Raw genomic sequence first — 16307 nt, forward strand, 5'->3', positions numbered from 1 at the left:
GCATCCGAGGACGTAAAACGCCAATCCTTAGTGCCGCTTGCCTTCACAAAGCCCGCCAACAATGCCAAGTCTGAAAAATTGAATTTATTCAACCGAACGTATGTTGCAGCAATGTCGATGGCAGCCAATGCAGGTCCAGGATGGGATGCTTCGCTGGCATCTGGCCCAGGATGGGGGATCAAGACGCCCAACTCCTCCTTATCGTGGGACCGTAAACTGCCAAATTGACGCAGCCACTCCAGAGCGCTCGTCGAAATAATCTGCCCTTTTGAAAGGTAGCGATTGGGTATGTACTCCGGATAATCAGACCGAAGGACCGCCGCGGACAAATAGCTCCCCTCTCGTGGCGACTCCGTAAGGATGTCCCTGTGAGAGGCGAGCAAGTCGAAGACGATTGCACTCATGGCAGTGCATCGACAGCGCCTTATAAAAGCACCTCCCGCAAATTAAAATAGAACCTCTACGCGTGGAATATAATACACCACCCTTAACAATCAATCGAAATCGCTCGTTAAAATACATTCCCGGCACTTAGTACCCATATTTAACCGCAATTAACGTGATTCCCCGTATTTACAGGTAAACAACCGTGATCCCACAAAATACTCGTTTTTTCTCATTGTCTGATGCCCTCACCCTCAGATCTGGTCCTCCCCCACCAGGCCTATCGAAGCCACCGATCCGCTCTGTCTTCGCCCCGATCGCAAGTATGGAGTTATGAAAAACCCCGGCCGCATCACGCGAACCGGGGTTCTCAATACTCTCTTCTCTATCTCAACACAGGGCTGGGCATTCGCCTATTTCTTGCCCTTGGAAACCGCTGCGGAGAACCAATCCACACCGCCACCGCCGGAGCCGCCGCCAAAACCACCGCTACCGCGATTGCCGCCACCGCCAAAACTGCGGTTCCCACCGCCCCCGCCGCCACCACCAGGGCCCTGGCGATTGCCGCCGCCCCCGCCACCACCTCCGGACTTCTTCTCGAAGTCGGGGTTCGATTTCATGGAGAGAGCGATGCGTTTGCGCTGTAGATCCACCTCCGTCACGGTCACCTGCACCTTCTGCTGCACCTTCACCACCTCGCTGGCGTCCTTCACGAAGTGATCCGAGAGCTGGCTCACGTGAACGAGTCCGTCTTGGTGCACGCCGATGTCAACGAAGGCACCAAAGGCAGTCACGTTCGTGACAATGCCAGGAAGCTTCATGCCCACCTTGAGATCTTCTGGCTTCTCCACCCCTTCCTGGAACTTGAACACCTCGAACTGCTTGCGCGGGTCACGACCCGGCTTGGCGAGTTCGTTCACGATGTCCTGGAGCGTAGGCAGACCGACTTCCTCCGAGACATACTTCTTGAGGTCGATCTTCTTGCGCAGCTCTTCCTTGGTCAGAAGGTCGCTCACATCTGAGGAGAGATCCTTCGCCATGCGGGTCACCACTTCATAGCGCTCTGGGTGCACGGCACTTGAGTCCAGCGGGTTCTCCGCCGCACGGATGCGCAGGAAACCTGCGGCCTGCTCGAACGCTTTCTCACCCAGACGCGGCACATTGCGCAGCTCGGCACGGCTCTTGAAGGGGCCGTTCTCATTGCGATAGGCCACGATGTTGGCGGCCAGGCTCTGGTTCAAGCCGGAGACGTAAGACAGCAGCTGCTTGCTGGCGGTGTTCACCTCCACGCCCACAGCGTTCACACTGCTCATGACCACATCATCCAGACCGTCCTTCAGCAGGGTCTGATCCACATCATGCTGGTACTGGCCCACGCCGATCGATTTGGGATCGAGCTTCACCAGCTCTGCAAGGGGGTCCATGAGACGGCGGGCGATGGAAACGGAACCACGCACCGTGATATCATGATTCGGGAACTCTTCGCGAGCCACTTCGCTGGCAGAGTAGATGGACGCACCGCTCTCATTCACCATGAGGATCAGGATCGACTTGGGCAGGCCGATCTTGTTGAAAAACATTTCCGTCTCACGGCTGGCAGTGCCGTTGCCGATCGCGACAGCCTCAATCTTGAAGCGCTCCACGAGGTTGAGGATCAAGGTTCTAGCCTGCACGAGCGAGTTGCCCTCACCCAGAAGGTAGATCACGTCATTGTGCAGCAGCTTGCCCTGGGCGTCCAGACACACGATCTTGCAACCCGTACGGAAGCCGGGGTCCACACCCATCACGCGCTTCTGGCCCAGCGGGGCGGCCAGGAGGAGTTCGCGGAGATTATCTGCGAAGACTTTCACGGCATCTGCATCCGCCTTCTTCTTGCCTTCCAGACGCGCCTCAGTCTCCATGGAGGGGGCAAGGAGCCGCTTGTAGCCGTCCTGCACGGCCTCGGACACCTGCCTGGCGCAGGCGGTGTGGCCCTTCACGAACTGGGATTCCAGAACACGGATGGCTTCGCCTTCGGGCGCAGTGATGCGCATCATGAGGAAGCCTTCCTTCTCCCCACGGCGGATGGCCAGCATGCGGTGGGAGGGAATGGCCTTGAGCGGCTCGCTCCAGTCAAAGTAGTCGCGGAATTTCGCGGCATCCTTGTCCTCTTCCTTCCCAAACATCACCTTGGAGCTGATCGTGGCCTGCTCTGCGATGAGTCTGCGAATGGCAGCGCGGGCCTCCGCCGCATCACTCACCCGCTCTGCGATGATGTCACGGGCACCTGCCAGGGCTTCGTCCGCGTTGGCGACTTTCAACTCGTCCGCTACATCTTCGGTCTTGATGTAGTTCTCCGCTTCCTTGGCGGGATCAGCACTGGAGACGGTCTGGTTCTGCTCGATGAAGTCTGCCAGGGGCTCCAGGCCCTTTTCCTTGGCAATGGTGGCTCGGGTGCGGCGCTTCGGACGGAAGGGGGCGAACAAGTCCTCCAGCACGGCCATGGTTTCGGCCTTTTCGATCTTCGACTTGAGCGCGTCCGTCATGAGCTTGCGCTCATCCAGAGACTTTACAATGGCTTCACGGCGCTCATCGAGCTGGGCCAGACGCAACATGCCGTCGCGGATCCCCGTGATGGCCACTTCATCCAGCGAGCCGGTGACTTCTTTACGATAACGGGCGATGAACGGTACGGTGCCGCCTTCGGCGATCAGCTTGGCCGTGGCACTCACCTGCGTGGCTTTGACATTCAGCTCACGGGCGATGGTTTCAACGTGTTTCAGATTCATGGATCAATGAGGGGGAAGTAACGTGCAAGGGTGAATTAGCGACCCCGCCCGCCAGCGGCAACCCAAAACGTGCAGAGGGGCGATTTTCGCTTGCCAAGCCTGACGGGAAACTTGCTTGACAGCTGGCTGCAACCCTCCGGGATTTCCACCACAAATGCCGCACTTGACGTTGTACCGCGTTGATATTGAGCACCCTCGCCCCCGAGCTGCTTTTCCACCCGCCACCCAGCCGTAAACTGTCCGCGGAAATCTCCGCCCCACTCAGGAGGGGCACCCAAGGCAAACGCTCCGCATCCAGAGGCTACCGACCTCTCTCCGACATGACGTAGAGCGCCTTCGACGACCTGAATCCATCTTGTTAATCTCTCAAAAATCTTGTCAATCCTGTCTAAGAATCATTCCTCTCCCACCCAATGTCTCCCATTGTGATACATTAATGATCATCCGCTAAGAGCCTGCTTGGGTGGCAGCGTAGTTGCTAGAACTCGCCATCCGATTGAAGCCCTCCCCCACGCCTGTCCGCCACTGGATTCTCGCCGTCACGACCCTTTCGGCGTTCCTGATGTACATTGATCGAGCGTGCCTCGCGTGGATGCTGGACTCCCAGTCGTTCAAGGACGAGATCCATCTCACCAATGATCAAGCCAGTCACCTGAAGAGCGCGTTCTTCTGGGCCTACGCCCTGGCACAAGTTCCGGCTGGCTGGCTTGCAGAGCGCTTCGGCAAGCGCACACTCATGACGGTGCTCATTGTGCTGTGGAGCGCTTTCACTGCGCTTTCCGGCTTTGCCAATGGCGTGGCGATGCTGTTCATCGCTCGCATTGGCTGCGGCATCGCGGAGGCGGGTGCCTACCCCATCAGCGGCAGCCTCCTGAGCCGCTGGGCCCATATCAACTGGCGGGGCTTTGCCAGCGGCGTGGTATCGCTCGGCGGACGGTTGGGTTTTGTGCTGGCCCCGCTCATCACGGTGAAAGTAATCCTCCTCTTTGGGAGCTGGCGCTGGGCGGGTTGGGCCTATGGACTGGCAGGGCTCGTGGTCGCATGGCTGTTCTGGATGGCATTTCGGGAGACACCGGAAGAACACCCCGGCAGCAACGAGGCTGAGCGAGCACTGCTCGCCGAAGGGCGTCCTGCCAACTCCCCCGTGACGAGGGCAGCTGGCACAGGTTACCGATTCCCGCTCAAAGCCGTCCTTCGTGACCGCAGCCTGTGGATGATGTGCTTCTACCAGATGCTCACCAACTTTGGCTGGGCCTTCGTGATCAATTCCATGTCCTCTTACCTGCGGGACGTGCGCCACCTGAGCGAGGACATGAACGGCTACATCTCCACGCTCACCCTCTTCATCGGGATGTTCGGCTTGCTCCTGGGCGGACTGCTCACCGACTGGCTGACGCGCAAGTTGGGCCTGCGACTGGGACGCTTGCTGCCCTTGTCCGTCACTCGTTTCCTCTCCGCGGGCATGTGCGTGGCCTGCCTCTGGGCAGACAGTCCCTGGCTGCTGGCCGTCTGCTTGGGGCTCATGGTCTTCTCCACCGACTCCGCCCTGCCCGCCGTGTGGGCCTGGGCCCAGGATGTCGGCGGCCGCAATGTCGCCCCCATCTTCGGCTGGGCCAACATGTGGGGAAACTTTGGTGCCGCCATTCAAGCCGCAACGGCAGGATGGCTCCTGAAGACGTTCGACAAGAATGGCGACCAGCAGGAGCTCTTCATCGCCTGCGCCCTGGCCTTCACCCTGGCAGGGATTCTGTCGTTTGGGATCAATGCCGACCGGAAGATCGCGGAGGGATAATGAGACCAAGAGGCAGCTCTACCCATGAGCCGCCTCACCTTTCCTCAAAGGTCTCAAACAGGGTTGGAGTTCCGCTGTTTTGACTGGCAATGGGTTCCGCAATTGGGTCGCCGCGAGCTTGGCGCATTGAGGCTCCAGTTGGCTGAGTCAAAGGTTCAAGAGGCCCGAAGGCCCGGCCTCATCAAGCCTGCCCACCACGATCGCTGGATGAATCGGGCCTACAGCCCTGAGCATCTCAAATCCCAGATTACCTTGGGCGTTGCCCAAGGCTGGAATTATTCCGGGCTTTCAGCCCTCAACTTGCACGCCCCGAGAGCCGCTACGATGAGTGGCGACTTGTTTCCCTGATGGCAATGGTCACGCATGCGGGACGGAACTCCAACCCTGCCACGAAAAGCAACCAGGCAGGAGACACTTCATCCGCGCTGCTCAGCCAAGAACCAAGCTTCAGCCTAGCTCTTCGCCTTCACCGCCACCGCCTCGATCTCATACTTCAAGGCCGGAGGCAGACAGTTGGTGATGGTGGTGCGAGTGGGAAACGGCTCGGAGAAATACTCCCGGTAGAGCTGATTGTAGAGCGGCACATCGGCGGGATCCCGCACGTAGTTGCGCGTCTGGATGACGTCCGCCAGCGTGCAACCAGCGGCTGCGAGCACCTTGCGAACGTTCTCGATCGACCGTCGGAATTCCCCTTCAAAGGAGTCGCTCACAATCTGACCCGCCTCGTCCACAGAGGCCTGTCCGGAGATGAAAACAAGGTCACCTGCCACCACCACGGGGCTGAAGGGCAGATGAGAAACGGGAGTACCAGGGTCGCGAGGATAGGATACGGTCATGAGGGAGTTGATAGCTTGTTGTCTGAAGAGAGATCTTGGGCGAGACGAAAGTTTAGCTTTCCACAAAGGGATATACCCCCGGCCGCAGCCTGCGGTAGGGCATCTTTGTCACATTGCTGCGGCAGGGGCCAGGGGTGTCCGCCCAAAGCATAAGCGAGGCGATGCCGTCATACGCCCGGCGATGTGCCACGGCCGCTTTGACTCCTATAACCCGGAGCTTTTCCGGGGCGATCCCCTGTGAGCTCCACTGACCGAGGTCAAAGGGAGGTGTCTTGTGGGAGGTGAGCAGGATCGTCACCCCGCGGTGGCGCACCACCGCACATGGCCCCATGTCAAAAGCGTCTCCACACATGCTGGCGAGGTGGCTGCGGCGGTCCTCCAGACGGAAGAGCCCAGGTTGAAGGGCCACCAGTTCCACCTCGAGGTGAAGTGGTCCGTCATCCAGTGAGCTCCCACGGCCGCCAATGGGCAAAGTTGCCTTGGCGCCGGGTGAACTCCCCTGCAAGTGACTCACTGCCTCGGGGTCATTGATGCAAATGGCCGCATCCTGCAGGTCGTGTTTCACAAACGCTCGGAGCAGCCCGGTACCATCGCCCGGTGCCCCACCTCCGATATTGTCGGCCGGCTCGGCAATCACCACTGGGCCGCGAAAAGGTGTCTGCAAAGCATCGATCACCTGAGCCATCACCTCGTCCAGAGTGGCGTCCCGCACATTTCCAGCCTCGCGTAGCACCCACGCCAAGTTGCAGAGATCGGCAAGGGCCGCCTGTGCCTCGGCCGGCTCACCATCAGAGGAGATGCAAAAGCTCACACCAGTTTCCGCCGTGTCGGCAAAGGAGAAGCCAGCCACCACATTCACCGCATAGAAGGCTTTATGCCGGGCCTCCAGTGCCCGCGCCATGGTCTCCAGATCTCGCATGGGGGGCGCAGCCGTGCCTGTGCCGGTGGGCGGCCAGACCACGCGAGCATGCCTCCAGTATTGGAGTGGGGGCTTTTCCGCCCTGAGACAACGCTGGAGCAACTCCGCGGCCAGCACCGCCATGGCGCGGCCGTCGGTGTGGGGATTCTCGCGATAAGCCACCAGACAGTTGGCTCCTGCAGCCATACGCGGGGTGTAGTTGGCATGCAGGTCAAAGACACCAAACACCGGCAAAGAAGCGGCATCCGACAACTCCTTGATTCTGCCCAGGAGCTCCCCTTCCACATCTTCGTACGCCGGGGAGACCATGGCTCCATGCAACACCAGATAGATTGCATCCACTCCGGTGCGCAGTGCTGGTTCTGCCACGCTCACAAACTCGCGCCACCACGTCTCCACGACTTCGTCCGGCACCATGCCTCCGGGGGAGGCCCTCATATCCACCGCGGGGATCACCTCCCAATCCAGCCGGTCGGCCGTCTCCAGCACCCCTCCCAAGGGGGAGGCGTCGCCCCGGCAGTCAAGCATCTCGTTCCCCCGCAAGGTCGCAAAGTCCGCCAGGCAGGTCTCTCCCTCCACAAAGGTGTGGGTTTCATGAAACAAACCTGCAATGAGGATCCGGGGTCTCATGCCGCGACTTCAGAGAATGCCGTACTTCCTGAAAACCTCGCCCATGGGCACCCCGCGGGCGAGGTCCTCACGGGCAATGTTCTCACCTTGAACCTTTTCATTCGCCAGGCGGATCGCCTCTGCGGCCACCTCCTGCGGGATCACCACCAGACCGTCCTCGTCGCCCAGGATGTAGTCACCCTTGTTCACCACCACATTGCCCAGCCGAATCGGCTTGGCAATCTCCACAATGTCGGCCCTGCCTTTGCTGTCAGCGGGATGATAGCCAATGCCGAAGACCGGGAAGCCTAGTTCCCTAATTTTCCACATATCCCGTGTGCAGGCGCTCATCACCACCCCATGCACGCCTTTGAAGAGGCAGGCGGTGGTCAACAACTCGCCCCAAAACCCGCAGTTTGCATCATTGCCCACATCCACCACCAGCACATCCCCACGGGTCATGGCGTCCACCGCGGCGATTTCCAGCTTGTATGGCTCTGCAGGCACCTCCATCACCGTCGTGGCCTGGGCAGGAAACACCCTTCCGTAGATCTTGTGGACTGGAGTGAGCGGCCGCAGGTTCGCGGGCAGCGTTTGGTTGGGGAAACCCAGTCCGTCCAGTACATCGGCAACGACGGCGGCGTACAGAGGGGCAAGTTGGGCAAGGAGATCGGCATCAGACATGAGGAAAACAGAACGCAGCCCCTGTGCCGGTGTTGCGGAGAGAGCACTTTTGTATTGAGAGAAGGAAGAAAAGCTCAAATAGCGCATGAGTTTGGCAGGACCAGGTCGCCATGCGGCAAGACTCCAGGGAGGATCCGCACCAACCATCCCAAAAGATGGCACTCCCGCTCATCTTTGATCCATCCCACTGGCAGGAACCCCCGATTCAGGGATATGAAAACAAAGCTCCAAACCCTTTGGCAACGTCAGCAGGAAGGCAAGGCTGGCTGGATCCTCCTCTGGCTTCTGGGAGTGCCCATCCCGGTGCTCCTCATTCTCTTCCTCATGCGCGGGTGCACCTAGCCCATTCGCGCCACGTGGCGACCAGCAGTCGAAGAAGCCCCGGCAGTCGGACCAGGAAGCAGTCTCTTGCATCCTGACCTGACTGCCGGGGCTCCGTTGTCCGGAGACGGCAAAAGCACCCCACACCCAGGTTCTATACCTAACACTTCACGAACCACCTCCCCTCTCACACGGAAAAAAATTCGCACAAAGTTATGCAAATTTTATTGACGATTGAATAACATCGAGTTAAACATCATCTATTCAAAGCAAATGAACTCACTCCGGCACAGCGACCTCTCGAAACTTCCAGGAATACCCTGGCGGTATCGCAGTCGCTCCATGGAAGCCCTGAGAGGATTGCCGTATCACGAGCAATCCGAGTTTATGGGCATTCTGTGCGCACACGCCGGCAGCTAGTTCTCAAGATCTCCATCCGAGGATCCCTTTTCCGAGAACCCTGCCCGCCCTCAAAAGGCTCGCAGGGTTCTTCATTTTCAACCATTTACACAAGGACCTTCATGGTCCACTCCTGGAAAGGAGCGTGCCCCACCCAACAAACATCCGCCCCCTCAGGTGAAAAAGGCCCCGCCGTCAGCGGCAACTGACGACGGAGCCGGATTGGTCACCGATACATAAACCGTCCCGAGCAGAGACTGGGTTCCATGGTCTGGCTTCCGCTATAACAGTGGCAGCACGCCCTCCCACTGTCAAGTTATCCCATCTACTTATCCACTTAGTTGGAACTGGATGGCCTAACTTAGGGATACTTATGCACCGCGCCAACGCCTCTCCCCTCTGCGGGCATCCATTTTTCAGACAAATCCCAACAGGCCTGGGCCGCAGCCCGACTACACCCCCATCAGGGTGAACCTCGCTGTCCCCAATTTAGGAGGTGTGCCTCAAAATCACCGAAACATCCGCCGTGAAATCACCTGCGGGTGCGAGCTCAAGAAGAGCTGGCAGCGGTGAGCGATCATTTATTGAAGAGTCAAAATACAGCGTTTCCGCTTCAGGAAACAATTTTTCAAAAGACGTCGAACACGGCGTGCGCCAGCCGCGCAGCAGAGCCTCCAAAACTCAGCCCGCCCGGGGCAGCACCGGGACGCCGTGCCATTCGTCATCGTTAAACGGCGGGGTCGCCAAATGGAAAGGCACCGGTCTCATAAACCGGAGACTGAGCAGGTTCGATTCCTGCCCCCGCTACCATTTTACCGTCAGTTCTGGTCCAGTTTCCAATTCTGGAACCGTCCAAATTCAACCGCGGGAAGGTTGAGAACCTGGAAAGTCTCATAAGCTTTCCCATCGTGGTGCGACTCCACGTCCCGCAACCAATTTCCCAACGCCGCGGTAGTTCGTTAAAGACACGAATTGGTCTGTAAAACCAAAATCCCTCGAGGATCGGCCAGGAGCATTACCTGGACGCGGTACTTTTTTTCAACCACTTCATCGCGCATGAGGGAGCCAGCGAACCCGACTCGTTTGGAGCGAGGCGTCGCCCGGGGCAGCACCGGGGTGCGCGACCATTTCTTAATTTCTTAGATTGTCACATAGCATTGCATGGAGCACGACCGGCCAGACGAGGACGCTGCTTTGAAACCAGCCGCGCCTGCATTCCAGGCGTTCAGGGTGCAAGTCCCTGGTGCTCCGCTCTATTTCATACCACCTCATTTCATTCCACCACCTTTCGTAGCTCAGTCAGCAGAGCGGCGGCCCGATAAGCCGCAGGTCGCAGGTGCAAGCCCTGCCGGAAGGACCATTTTTTCAACGGCTGTGTAGCTGAGACAGATTAGCGCTTCGCTGAAGACGAAGAGAGTCCGGCGCGATACCGGACGCAGCCGCCACTTCATTTCACGCGTCATTGGTGTAACAGCAGCATGTCGGTCTTCCAAACCGCGGGCGCCGGGGCAGATCCGGCATGGCGCACCACTTTCCCCACCTCAACAAACTTGGAAGTCAAAGCGGACAAGCGAGCCGCCGCCGGCTGGAAACCGGCCGGGCCTGGGATTACCAGGCTGTGGAGCATGTCCACTGGCTTCCGCTTTCTTCTCTTCCCCCTCTTTGATGGAAGCTGAACCGGACCAGCGCGCCGGGACCTTCTCGAACACGGATCGTTCCACATCAACTGTGGAATGGGGAGCATGCCCTCCGGCTTCCGCCAGACCCTCTTAATCCCCTTATAAAATGGTGATCATGATGTAAAAGTTAGCATCCAGCCCTGTGAAGGCTGACGTGCGGGTGCAAGTCCCGTTGATCACCCCAATTTTCGTCCGCCAATCGCACGCAAGGCAAAGCCCTCGAACCACCGGTCTGCAAAACCGGACTACCCGGTGAAAGTCCGGGGCGTGCGTCCCATTTTTTTTCAGTGTTTCATGAACCTCAATCCACGCAGAGGCCAAAGCAGACGAGGCACTTGTCCGGGAGACAAGTGGAAGCAGGTGCAAGTCCTGCCTGCGTGACCAAATTTTTCAGCACTCAATGAACTCGGGCGCGGGATGTGACAGCAGCATGCTCCATTCGGTGTGGAGTTGAGCCGTGCAACTCGGACGCGCCCGACCAATCCCCCTTGTCTCCATGATTCAGATTCACCACAAGGAGCTCCGTAGCTCAACCAGACAGAGCGCCCGGCTTTGGACCGGGAGGTTGATGGCGCAAATCCATCCGGAGCCGCTTGGTGACCTGAACCACAACTGGAGACTCATGAGTCCTTATACCACTCATGCTCGCGTATCGGCTTGGGCTTCGAACCCATTGAAACCGTAACAGATCCATGCGGGTGCAAATCCTGCCGCGAGCACCATTTTCCTCCTTTCATCACTCTTGATCCCCGGCGTAGCCCAACAGCAGAGGCACTCCGCTTAGAACGGAGCCAGTGCGGGTGCGAATCCTGCCGCCGGGACCATTTCCATCACAACCATGCTCGCGTATCGGCTGGAGTTTCTAACTCCTTGAAACCGTAACAGACCCATGCGGGTGCAAATCCTGCCGCGAGCACCATTTTCCAGCCCCCGGCGTAGCCCAATAGCAGAGGCACTCCGCTCAAACCGGAGTCAGTGCAGGTGCAACTCCTGCCGTCGGGACCATCTCATCGCCATAGGTTCGAACGTCTCGTGATCCGGCAAGGCCGACACGCCCTCAAACTACTCTTCACCTCCTCCACCTGAGCGCGAAGGAACACCCATCTCCGGCTTCCCACCTTTCTTGGCTCTACGCCATCCCTTCACTCCATCTTACCTCTCTCAACGGAACGTGAACCAGACAAGCGCGCTGGGGCCCGGTGCTAACGGATTCGTCGTACTTTGCTGTGCGATGGGGAGCATGCCCTCCGCGTTCCGCCAATTTCCTCAATCCTCCCTTCGTCCACAAAAGATCGCTCACCACTGCCAGCGATCTCCCTGCTTGCCACATCACCCTTCCAAAACGACCCCATCGTCTAATCAGCCAAGACCTTCGACTTTCTATCGAAGAATGCCGGTGCGAATCCGGCTGGGGTTGCCAATTTATCACCACTTCGCTCACGTAGCCCAACAGCAGAGGCACGGCGTTGAGAGCGCCGCCAGTGCAGGTGCGAATCCTGTCGTGAGCACCCAATCACTTCAAAATCTCAAACCTCAAACCTCAAACCTCAAAATTCCTAATTCCTAATTCCCAATTTCCCCTCCGGGCCTGAAGCTTAGACAGCGAAGCAACCGCCTTTTAAGCGGTAGAGCAGGGCGCAAATCCCTGTGGGCCTACCCGTTTCTCAAACCAGCCGTTCTTTCACGGCTTTGGCAATCGCTCCACCACGACTCCGCACCTGTAGCTTCTCATACACGCTGCGGATGTACTCGTCCGCCGTGTAGTAGCCAATGCCCATCTCTCCCGCTGCCTGCTTGATGGTGTGACCTTGTACCAGCAGCTCCAGGATCTGCAGCTCCCGAGGGGTCAGGCCGTACGAGGCCTGACCTCCGCGGTTCACTGTCCCTTCAGACCCAGCGGTGTTTCCTTGATCCCCAGCCCGTCCTGCATTCACTTTGGAGAACATCTCCAGCACCCGCCTGGCAATTGCGGGATTGATGGGTGATCCGCCACTGGCGGCCGTCCTGATAGCCCCGGCAATGTCTTCCACCCCGGCTGTCTTCAGCAAATACCCTGCTGCCCCCGCGCAGATGGCGCGGAAGATTTTGTCGTCATCTTCAAACACGGTGAGAATGACGATGGCCAGGTTCGGAGCATAAGCCTTCAAGGACGCGATTCCCTCGATGCCGCTCATGCCGGGGAGTTCCACATCCAGCAGCAGCACTGCTGGAGGATCGCCTCCACCGGCCTGTAACCGGGCCACGGCATCCTCCACCGCTGTGAATCGCTGGCTGCACACAATGCCCTCCAGACGGTTCAGTGCCCGCATGAGCCGCTCACCATACGTCTTGTGATCCTCGACGAGCCAGACAGAAACAGGCACGGACTCCGGAGGGGAAGGTTGAGAAGTATCGGATGCGTCAGCCATGGTCGTTATGAAAGTGGCAGCCTGAATGTAATGCAAGTGCCCCGGCCGGGAGCGGACTCAATGACTGTACGCCCCCCATGCTTGGCAGCGCGTCGTTGCAGATTGGAGAGCCCCATGCCACTGCCATTGGCCGAGACACCCGGTTTCTGGTCAGTGTGGGAAAATCCACACCCATCATCCCGGACGGCAAGCTCCAGCATCCCACCCGCCCGGGTCAGCTGGATCTGCACACTCGTCGCGTGGGAGTGGCGCATGATGTTGTGCAGGGTCTCCTTGAACATAAGCACCAGATCCCGCCGCTGGTTCATGGGCAGGGCATTGAATGCCTGGTCCACCACGGAATCCGAGGTCCAATCGTGCGGGATGCCGCGCAGCATGCGATCTGCGATCTCCCGGAGATGCGCAGTGAGGTCTCCCTGCCCATAGACCCCGCTTTGGGCCAGACGCACGATGTCGCGCATGGAGTCCAGCGTCTGCTGGGCCGTGTCCTTTATTTCCTGCAACTCTTTCCGCAGCGCTTCGTCAGGCGTCATGGCCAGGGCATCCTGGCTGATCAGGGCGATGCTGCCCAGGCTGCTCCCGATCTCGTCATGCAGGTCTTGGGAAATACGCTGACGGAGCGCCTCCATCTCAATCCGACGCATCTGCCGCTGGCGCAGACTCCACCCCACCATGGCCAGCACCACAGCGGCCGCCAGGCCCCCCAGTGTCAGCAATCCTGCCCGCTGCCATTGCTGAACCATGCGGCCACGCGTCACGGCCAGGACGGCGAGCTGGTGCTCCAGTTCCCGACGTTTCGAAAGCCCCGCCAGCCAGTCTGGCCAGTCCACAATGTCAGCCACACTGGCATAGCCATCCACGAGCGCCTCCGTGTCCCAGCCATCGGCCTCAGTGGAATCAGAAGCGGTCACGGGGCGGCCCAACGCCACATTCTGCCCTCCTGACCACACCTGCAGCTCAGCCAGGGCAAAGACCGCGCTGCCGTTGCTGACATGTGGCTCATCCACATTCAGCCGGACAAAGCGTGCGCGACGGCCATCCGCCACGAGCGTCACCACATTGTCGCCAGGTGGAGCCGTGTAGCTGCCCGCCTGGGGTGGGGCGAGGTACTCGGGCAGCTCGGTCTGATCCAGCCGGAGTTCCAGGTGATAACGCACCGGGAACCCATAGCCCTGGCTGTGGGCAAATGCCGGAGGATGAGCGGGAAACAATCTCACCTCATCAATCGTCACCACTTCGCCCAGATCCACCATCACCCAGGGCCGGGTGAGCCCGCGGCTCTCACTCGCCGGCTTGCTGCGATATCCCGCAGCGGGGCTGGCCCGGTTGCCCAGCGGTGGCCCCAATACGGTCAGCCCATCCACCAGATTGATCCGGCCCCAGTCCGGCCTGGTCCCCTGGCTGCTCCGTGCTTTCACATGATCGGGACCCAGCGTCTCCAGTTCTGGACCAAGGTTCCGTTTGCCCTGCATGATCATTACCTCGCCCAATGCCACAAAGCTCCGTCCGCCCTCCGAGTACAGACGGGTGGCGGTGACACGGATCTGCTTCACCACGCGCCCCCCTGCTGGAACCCACACCGGAAGATTGCCGGGATTGGGAAAGTCGCTTTGCGTGTAGTCCGCCAGCACCACATGGTCGTCCTCATCCCCCCCTTCATCCGTCACGTCGGCCACTGTCGCCTCCACGCGAAACCGTTTGGGGAAACCGTAGCCCGCCTTGGTCGTGGATCCGCCCGGTGGTGGTGCCATCAAGACCACCGCATCCACAGCCTGCGGCCGGCTCAGCCGCAGATCCACCCACTGCTCCACCTCTGGAGAAGCCAGGTAATCGCTGTGCCAGCCGATTCGCTCAGAGGGATGCACTGAAGGGGCCGCAGGCAGCCCAGGAAGCTGTGCTTCCAGCTCCATGCGCTCGCGCTCCATGCGCCCCAGCTCAGGGCTCAGCCATTCCAACACTCCCGCCTGGCCCTGACTGGTAGGGAAACCCAGACACCAGAACGCGACCGCCAGCAGGCAGGGGCTCAGCTTGCGAAACTTCGCCCGCCTCTGCCAGGCAGACAGAGTCAGGGGAAATCGTTCGCGGGCGGCTGAGGTCATGGGTTGGGCGATCTCCAGCTTAACGTTGCCCTTCCCGATTGCCATCCGGGTTTTTCAACCCCTTCACCCCGAGAACTCGGGGGAGGTAATTTCAGAGCGCTCCCGTTAACCTCTACCGTTCACCTCCACCTCTGCCATGAGCCATATCCTGACTGACCGCCATCGTCTTTCCCGTCGCCACTTCCTGCGCGGTTCCGGTGCCTGCCTGGCCCTGCCCTGGCTGGAATGCATGAGCCGGGCAAGCGGAGCCAGCACCCCGTCAGTCCAACGTTTCGTCTGCGTCGCCAACCCCTTCGGCATGATTCAGGACGCGTTCTTCCCCACAGAAACGGGGCTGAACGCGGCCCTGCCTGAGAGTCTCCAGCCTCTGGAGGCAGTGCGCGGCAAGTTCACGGTTTTTTCCCATCTGGACCACGGACTGAACGGCGGCCACTCAGGCACCCACGCCTTCCTCTCCGGAGTGAGATCCTCCGAGGCCGCAGGCATGCCGGACGGAAACATCACACTGGACCAGTACTGCGCTGAGCAGGTGGCAGGAGCCAGTCGCTTCCCCGTCCTGAACACCTCCGCTGGCAGCAACAATGGCGGCGGCGTGGAGCTCTCGTGGACACGCTCTGGAGTGATGGTGCCCTCCATCCAAAAAGTGAGCCAGGTGTTTCAGATGCTCTTTGTGGACGATCCTGCCGAGAAGGCGGCCCAGCGGACTGCCCGATATCAGCACCAGGGCTCCATTCTCGATACCATCCAGGAACAGGCCCGCCTGATGAACAGCCGGCTGAGTCACGGCGACAAGGAAAAGCTGGACCAGTACTTCACCTCGATCCGTGAAGTGGAGAAGACCCTCCAGCAAGAACAGGCCTGGGTCTCCCGTCCACGTCCCAAGGTGGAGATGAAAGAGCCTAAAAATGGCACGGTAACGCAGCAACTCCCGATCCTGTTCGACCTCATTGCCCTGGCCTTGCAAACCGATTCCACCCGCGTGGCCACCATCGAGATTCCCGGTGCCTTCGATACAGGAGCGGTGGGCATCGAGGCCAAGGGATACCACGCCTACTCCCACCATGGCAAGGATCCCACATTGATGGCAGGGATGCGGAAGGTGGAGCGCTACCAGATGACCCAGCTCGCCCGCTTCATCAACAAGCTCTCTGACCTGGGCCTGCTAGACAGCACGCAAGTACTCTTTGGCAGCGGCATGGGAGACGGCAGCGCTCATACCAATCGCAACCTGCCCATCCTGGTGGCTGGAGGAGGTTATCGCCACCAGACCCATGTGAGGATGCCGGAGGAGGAAGGCAAAAAGGTACCGCTCAGCAACCTCTATCTCACCATGGCGCAGCGCTTCGGCCGGGAGGCAGAGCGCTTTGGCTACAGCACAGGTACGATGAATGGCGTGATTTGACTCTCCC

General features: G+C 59.5%; 10 protein-coding genes and 11 tRNA genes. 14 read left to right on the forward strand and 7 right to left on the reverse strand.

Translation table 11 applies throughout. From position 1 onward, the window contains the following. On the reverse strand, positions 1-404 hold a 404-nt coding region (locus BV034_RS25120), incomplete at its 3' end, for a hypothetical protein (protein ID WP_265593453.1). A gap of 393 nt (positions 405-797) precedes the next feature. Further along, on the reverse strand, positions 798-3152 hold the full coding sequence (locus BV034_RS25125) for a Tex family protein (RefSeq protein WP_050029720.1): 2355 nt from the start codon (positions 3150-3152) through the stop codon (positions 798-800). Positions 3153-3648: 496 nt separating this feature from the next. On the opposite strand from BV034_RS25125, the gene BV034_RS25130 reads away from it, so the two are divergent. After that, entirely contained in the window at positions 3649-4944 is a 1296-nt protein-coding gene (locus BV034_RS25130; RefSeq protein WP_265593454.1) for an MFS transporter, read from the forward strand. 452 nt (positions 4945-5396) lie between these two features. Here the strand turns inward: BV034_RS25130 and BV034_RS25140 are convergent, their stop codons facing one another. Genes BV034_RS25140 through BV034_RS25150 form a run of 3 tightly spaced genes read right to left on the reverse strand, consistent with a single transcriptional unit; the run spans position 5397 to position 7992 of the window. Next, positions 5397-5780 (reverse strand): RidA family protein, encoded by a 384-nt coding sequence (locus BV034_RS25140; RefSeq protein ID WP_050029723.1) that lies wholly within the window; start codon positions 5778-5780, stop codon positions 5397-5399. 52 nt (positions 5781-5832) lie between these two features. Continuing rightward, positions 5833-7329 carry a M81 family metallopeptidase gene (locus BV034_RS25145; RefSeq protein WP_050029724.1) on the reverse strand — a complete coding sequence of 499 codons (1497 nt, stop codon included), beginning with the start codon at positions 7327-7329 and terminating at the stop codon, positions 5833-5835. 9 nt (positions 7330-7338) lie between these two features. Then, a complete protein-coding gene (locus BV034_RS25150) occupies positions 7339-7992 on the reverse strand; it encodes an RraA family protein (protein WP_050029725.1) in 654 nt (217 codons plus the stop codon). Between the two features lie 213 nt (positions 7993-8205). Between BV034_RS25150 and BV034_RS36420 the strand changes: the two genes are divergently transcribed. The 12 genes from BV034_RS36420 to BV034_RS36440 all read left to right on the forward strand — a co-directional run bounded on the left by BV034_RS36420 (position 8206) and on the right by BV034_RS36440 (position 12047). Next, positions 8206-8334, forward strand: coding sequence for a hypothetical protein (locus BV034_RS36420; RefSeq protein WP_265593455.1), 129 nt, complete (start codon positions 8206-8208; stop codon positions 8332-8334). Positions 8335-9445: 1111 nt separating this feature from the next. Continuing rightward, positions 9446-9522: transfer RNA gene (locus tag BV034_RS25155), tRNA-Ile, on the forward strand. A gap of 474 nt (positions 9523-9996) precedes the next feature. Further along, positions 9997-10072, forward strand: a tRNA-Ile gene (locus BV034_RS25160). A gap of 96 nt (positions 10073-10168) precedes the next feature. Next, positions 10169-10242 (forward strand) — tRNA-Gly (locus tag BV034_RS25165). A gap of 456 nt (positions 10243-10698) precedes the next feature. Continuing rightward, positions 10699-10775, forward strand: a tRNA-Pro gene (locus BV034_RS36425). 135 nt (positions 10776-10910) lie between these two features. Continuing rightward, positions 10911-10983 (forward strand) — tRNA-Gln (locus tag BV034_RS25170). 156 nt (positions 10984-11139) lie between these two features. Continuing rightward, a tRNA-Leu gene (locus BV034_RS25175) sits at positions 11140-11215 on the forward strand. 16 nt (positions 11216-11231) lie between these two features. Then, positions 11232-11310 (forward strand) — tRNA-OTHER (locus BV034_RS36430). 10 nt (positions 11311-11320) lie between these two features. Beyond that, a tRNA-Leu gene (locus tag BV034_RS25180) sits at positions 11321-11396 on the forward strand. A gap of 339 nt (positions 11397-11735) precedes the next feature. After that, positions 11736-11811, forward strand: a tRNA-Glu gene (locus tag BV034_RS36435). 15 nt (positions 11812-11826) lie between these two features. Then, a tRNA-Leu gene (locus BV034_RS25185) sits at positions 11827-11899 on the forward strand. A 76-nt stretch (positions 11900-11975) separates the two neighbouring features. Then, a tRNA-Lys gene (locus BV034_RS36440) sits at positions 11976-12047 on the forward strand. An 8-nt stretch (positions 12048-12055) separates the two neighbouring features. Here the strand turns inward: BV034_RS36440 and BV034_RS25190 are convergent. Further along, positions 12056-12799 carry a response regulator transcription factor gene (locus BV034_RS25190; RefSeq protein ID WP_050029726.1) on the reverse strand — a complete coding sequence of 248 codons (744 nt, stop codon included), beginning with the start codon at positions 12797-12799 and terminating at the stop codon, positions 12056-12058. A gap of 5 nt (positions 12800-12804) precedes the next feature. Continuing rightward, entirely contained in the window at positions 12805-14898 is a 2094-nt protein-coding gene (locus BV034_RS25195) for an ATP-binding protein (RefSeq protein ID WP_265593456.1), read from the reverse strand. A gap of 136 nt (positions 14899-15034) precedes the next feature. On the opposite strand from BV034_RS25195, the gene BV034_RS25200 reads away from it, so the two are divergent. Further along, positions 15035-16300 carry a DUF1552 domain-containing protein gene (locus BV034_RS25200; protein ID WP_050029727.1) on the forward strand — a complete coding sequence of 422 codons (1266 nt, stop codon included), beginning with the start codon at positions 15035-15037 and terminating at the stop codon, positions 16298-16300. Positions 16301-16307 lie beyond the last annotated feature (7 nt).

This window comes from Verrucomicrobium sp. BvORR034, assembly GCF_000739635.1.
GTDB lineage: Bacteria > Verrucomicrobiota > Verrucomicrobiia > Verrucomicrobiales > Verrucomicrobiaceae > Verrucomicrobium.

What these genes read in the sequence shown, in the direction of transcription:
- BV034_RS25125 (WP_050029720.1), bottom strand. Translation starts at nt 3,152, where the DNA reads ATGAATCTGAAACACGTTGAAACCATCGCCCGTGAGCTGAATGTCAAA.
- BV034_RS25140 (WP_050029723.1), bottom strand. Translation starts at nt 5,780, where the DNA reads ATGACCGTATCCTATCCTCGCGACCCTGGTACTCCCGTTTCTCATCTG.
- BV034_RS25145 (WP_050029724.1), bottom strand. Translation starts at nt 7,329, where the DNA reads ATGAGACCCCGGATCCTCATTGCAGGTTTGTTTCATGAAACCCACACC.
- BV034_RS25150 (WP_050029725.1), bottom strand. Translation starts at nt 7,992, where the DNA reads ATGTCTGATGCCGATCTCCTTGCCCAACTTGCCCCTCTGTACGCCGCC.
- BV034_RS36420 (WP_265593455.1), top strand. Translation starts at nt 8,206, where the DNA reads ATGAAAACAAAGCTCCAAACCCTTTGGCAACGTCAGCAGGAAGGCAAG.
- BV034_RS25190 (WP_050029726.1), bottom strand. Translation starts at nt 12,799, where the DNA reads ATGGCTGACGCATCCGATACTTCTCAACCTTCCCCTCCGGAGTCCGTG.
- BV034_RS25195 (WP_265593456.1), bottom strand. Translation starts at nt 14,898, where the DNA reads ATGACCTCAGCCGCCCGCGAACGATTTCCCCTGACTCTGTCTGCCTGG.
- BV034_RS25200 (WP_050029727.1), top strand. Translation starts at nt 15,035, where the DNA reads ATGAGCCATATCCTGACTGACCGCCATCGTCTTTCCCGTCGCCACTTC.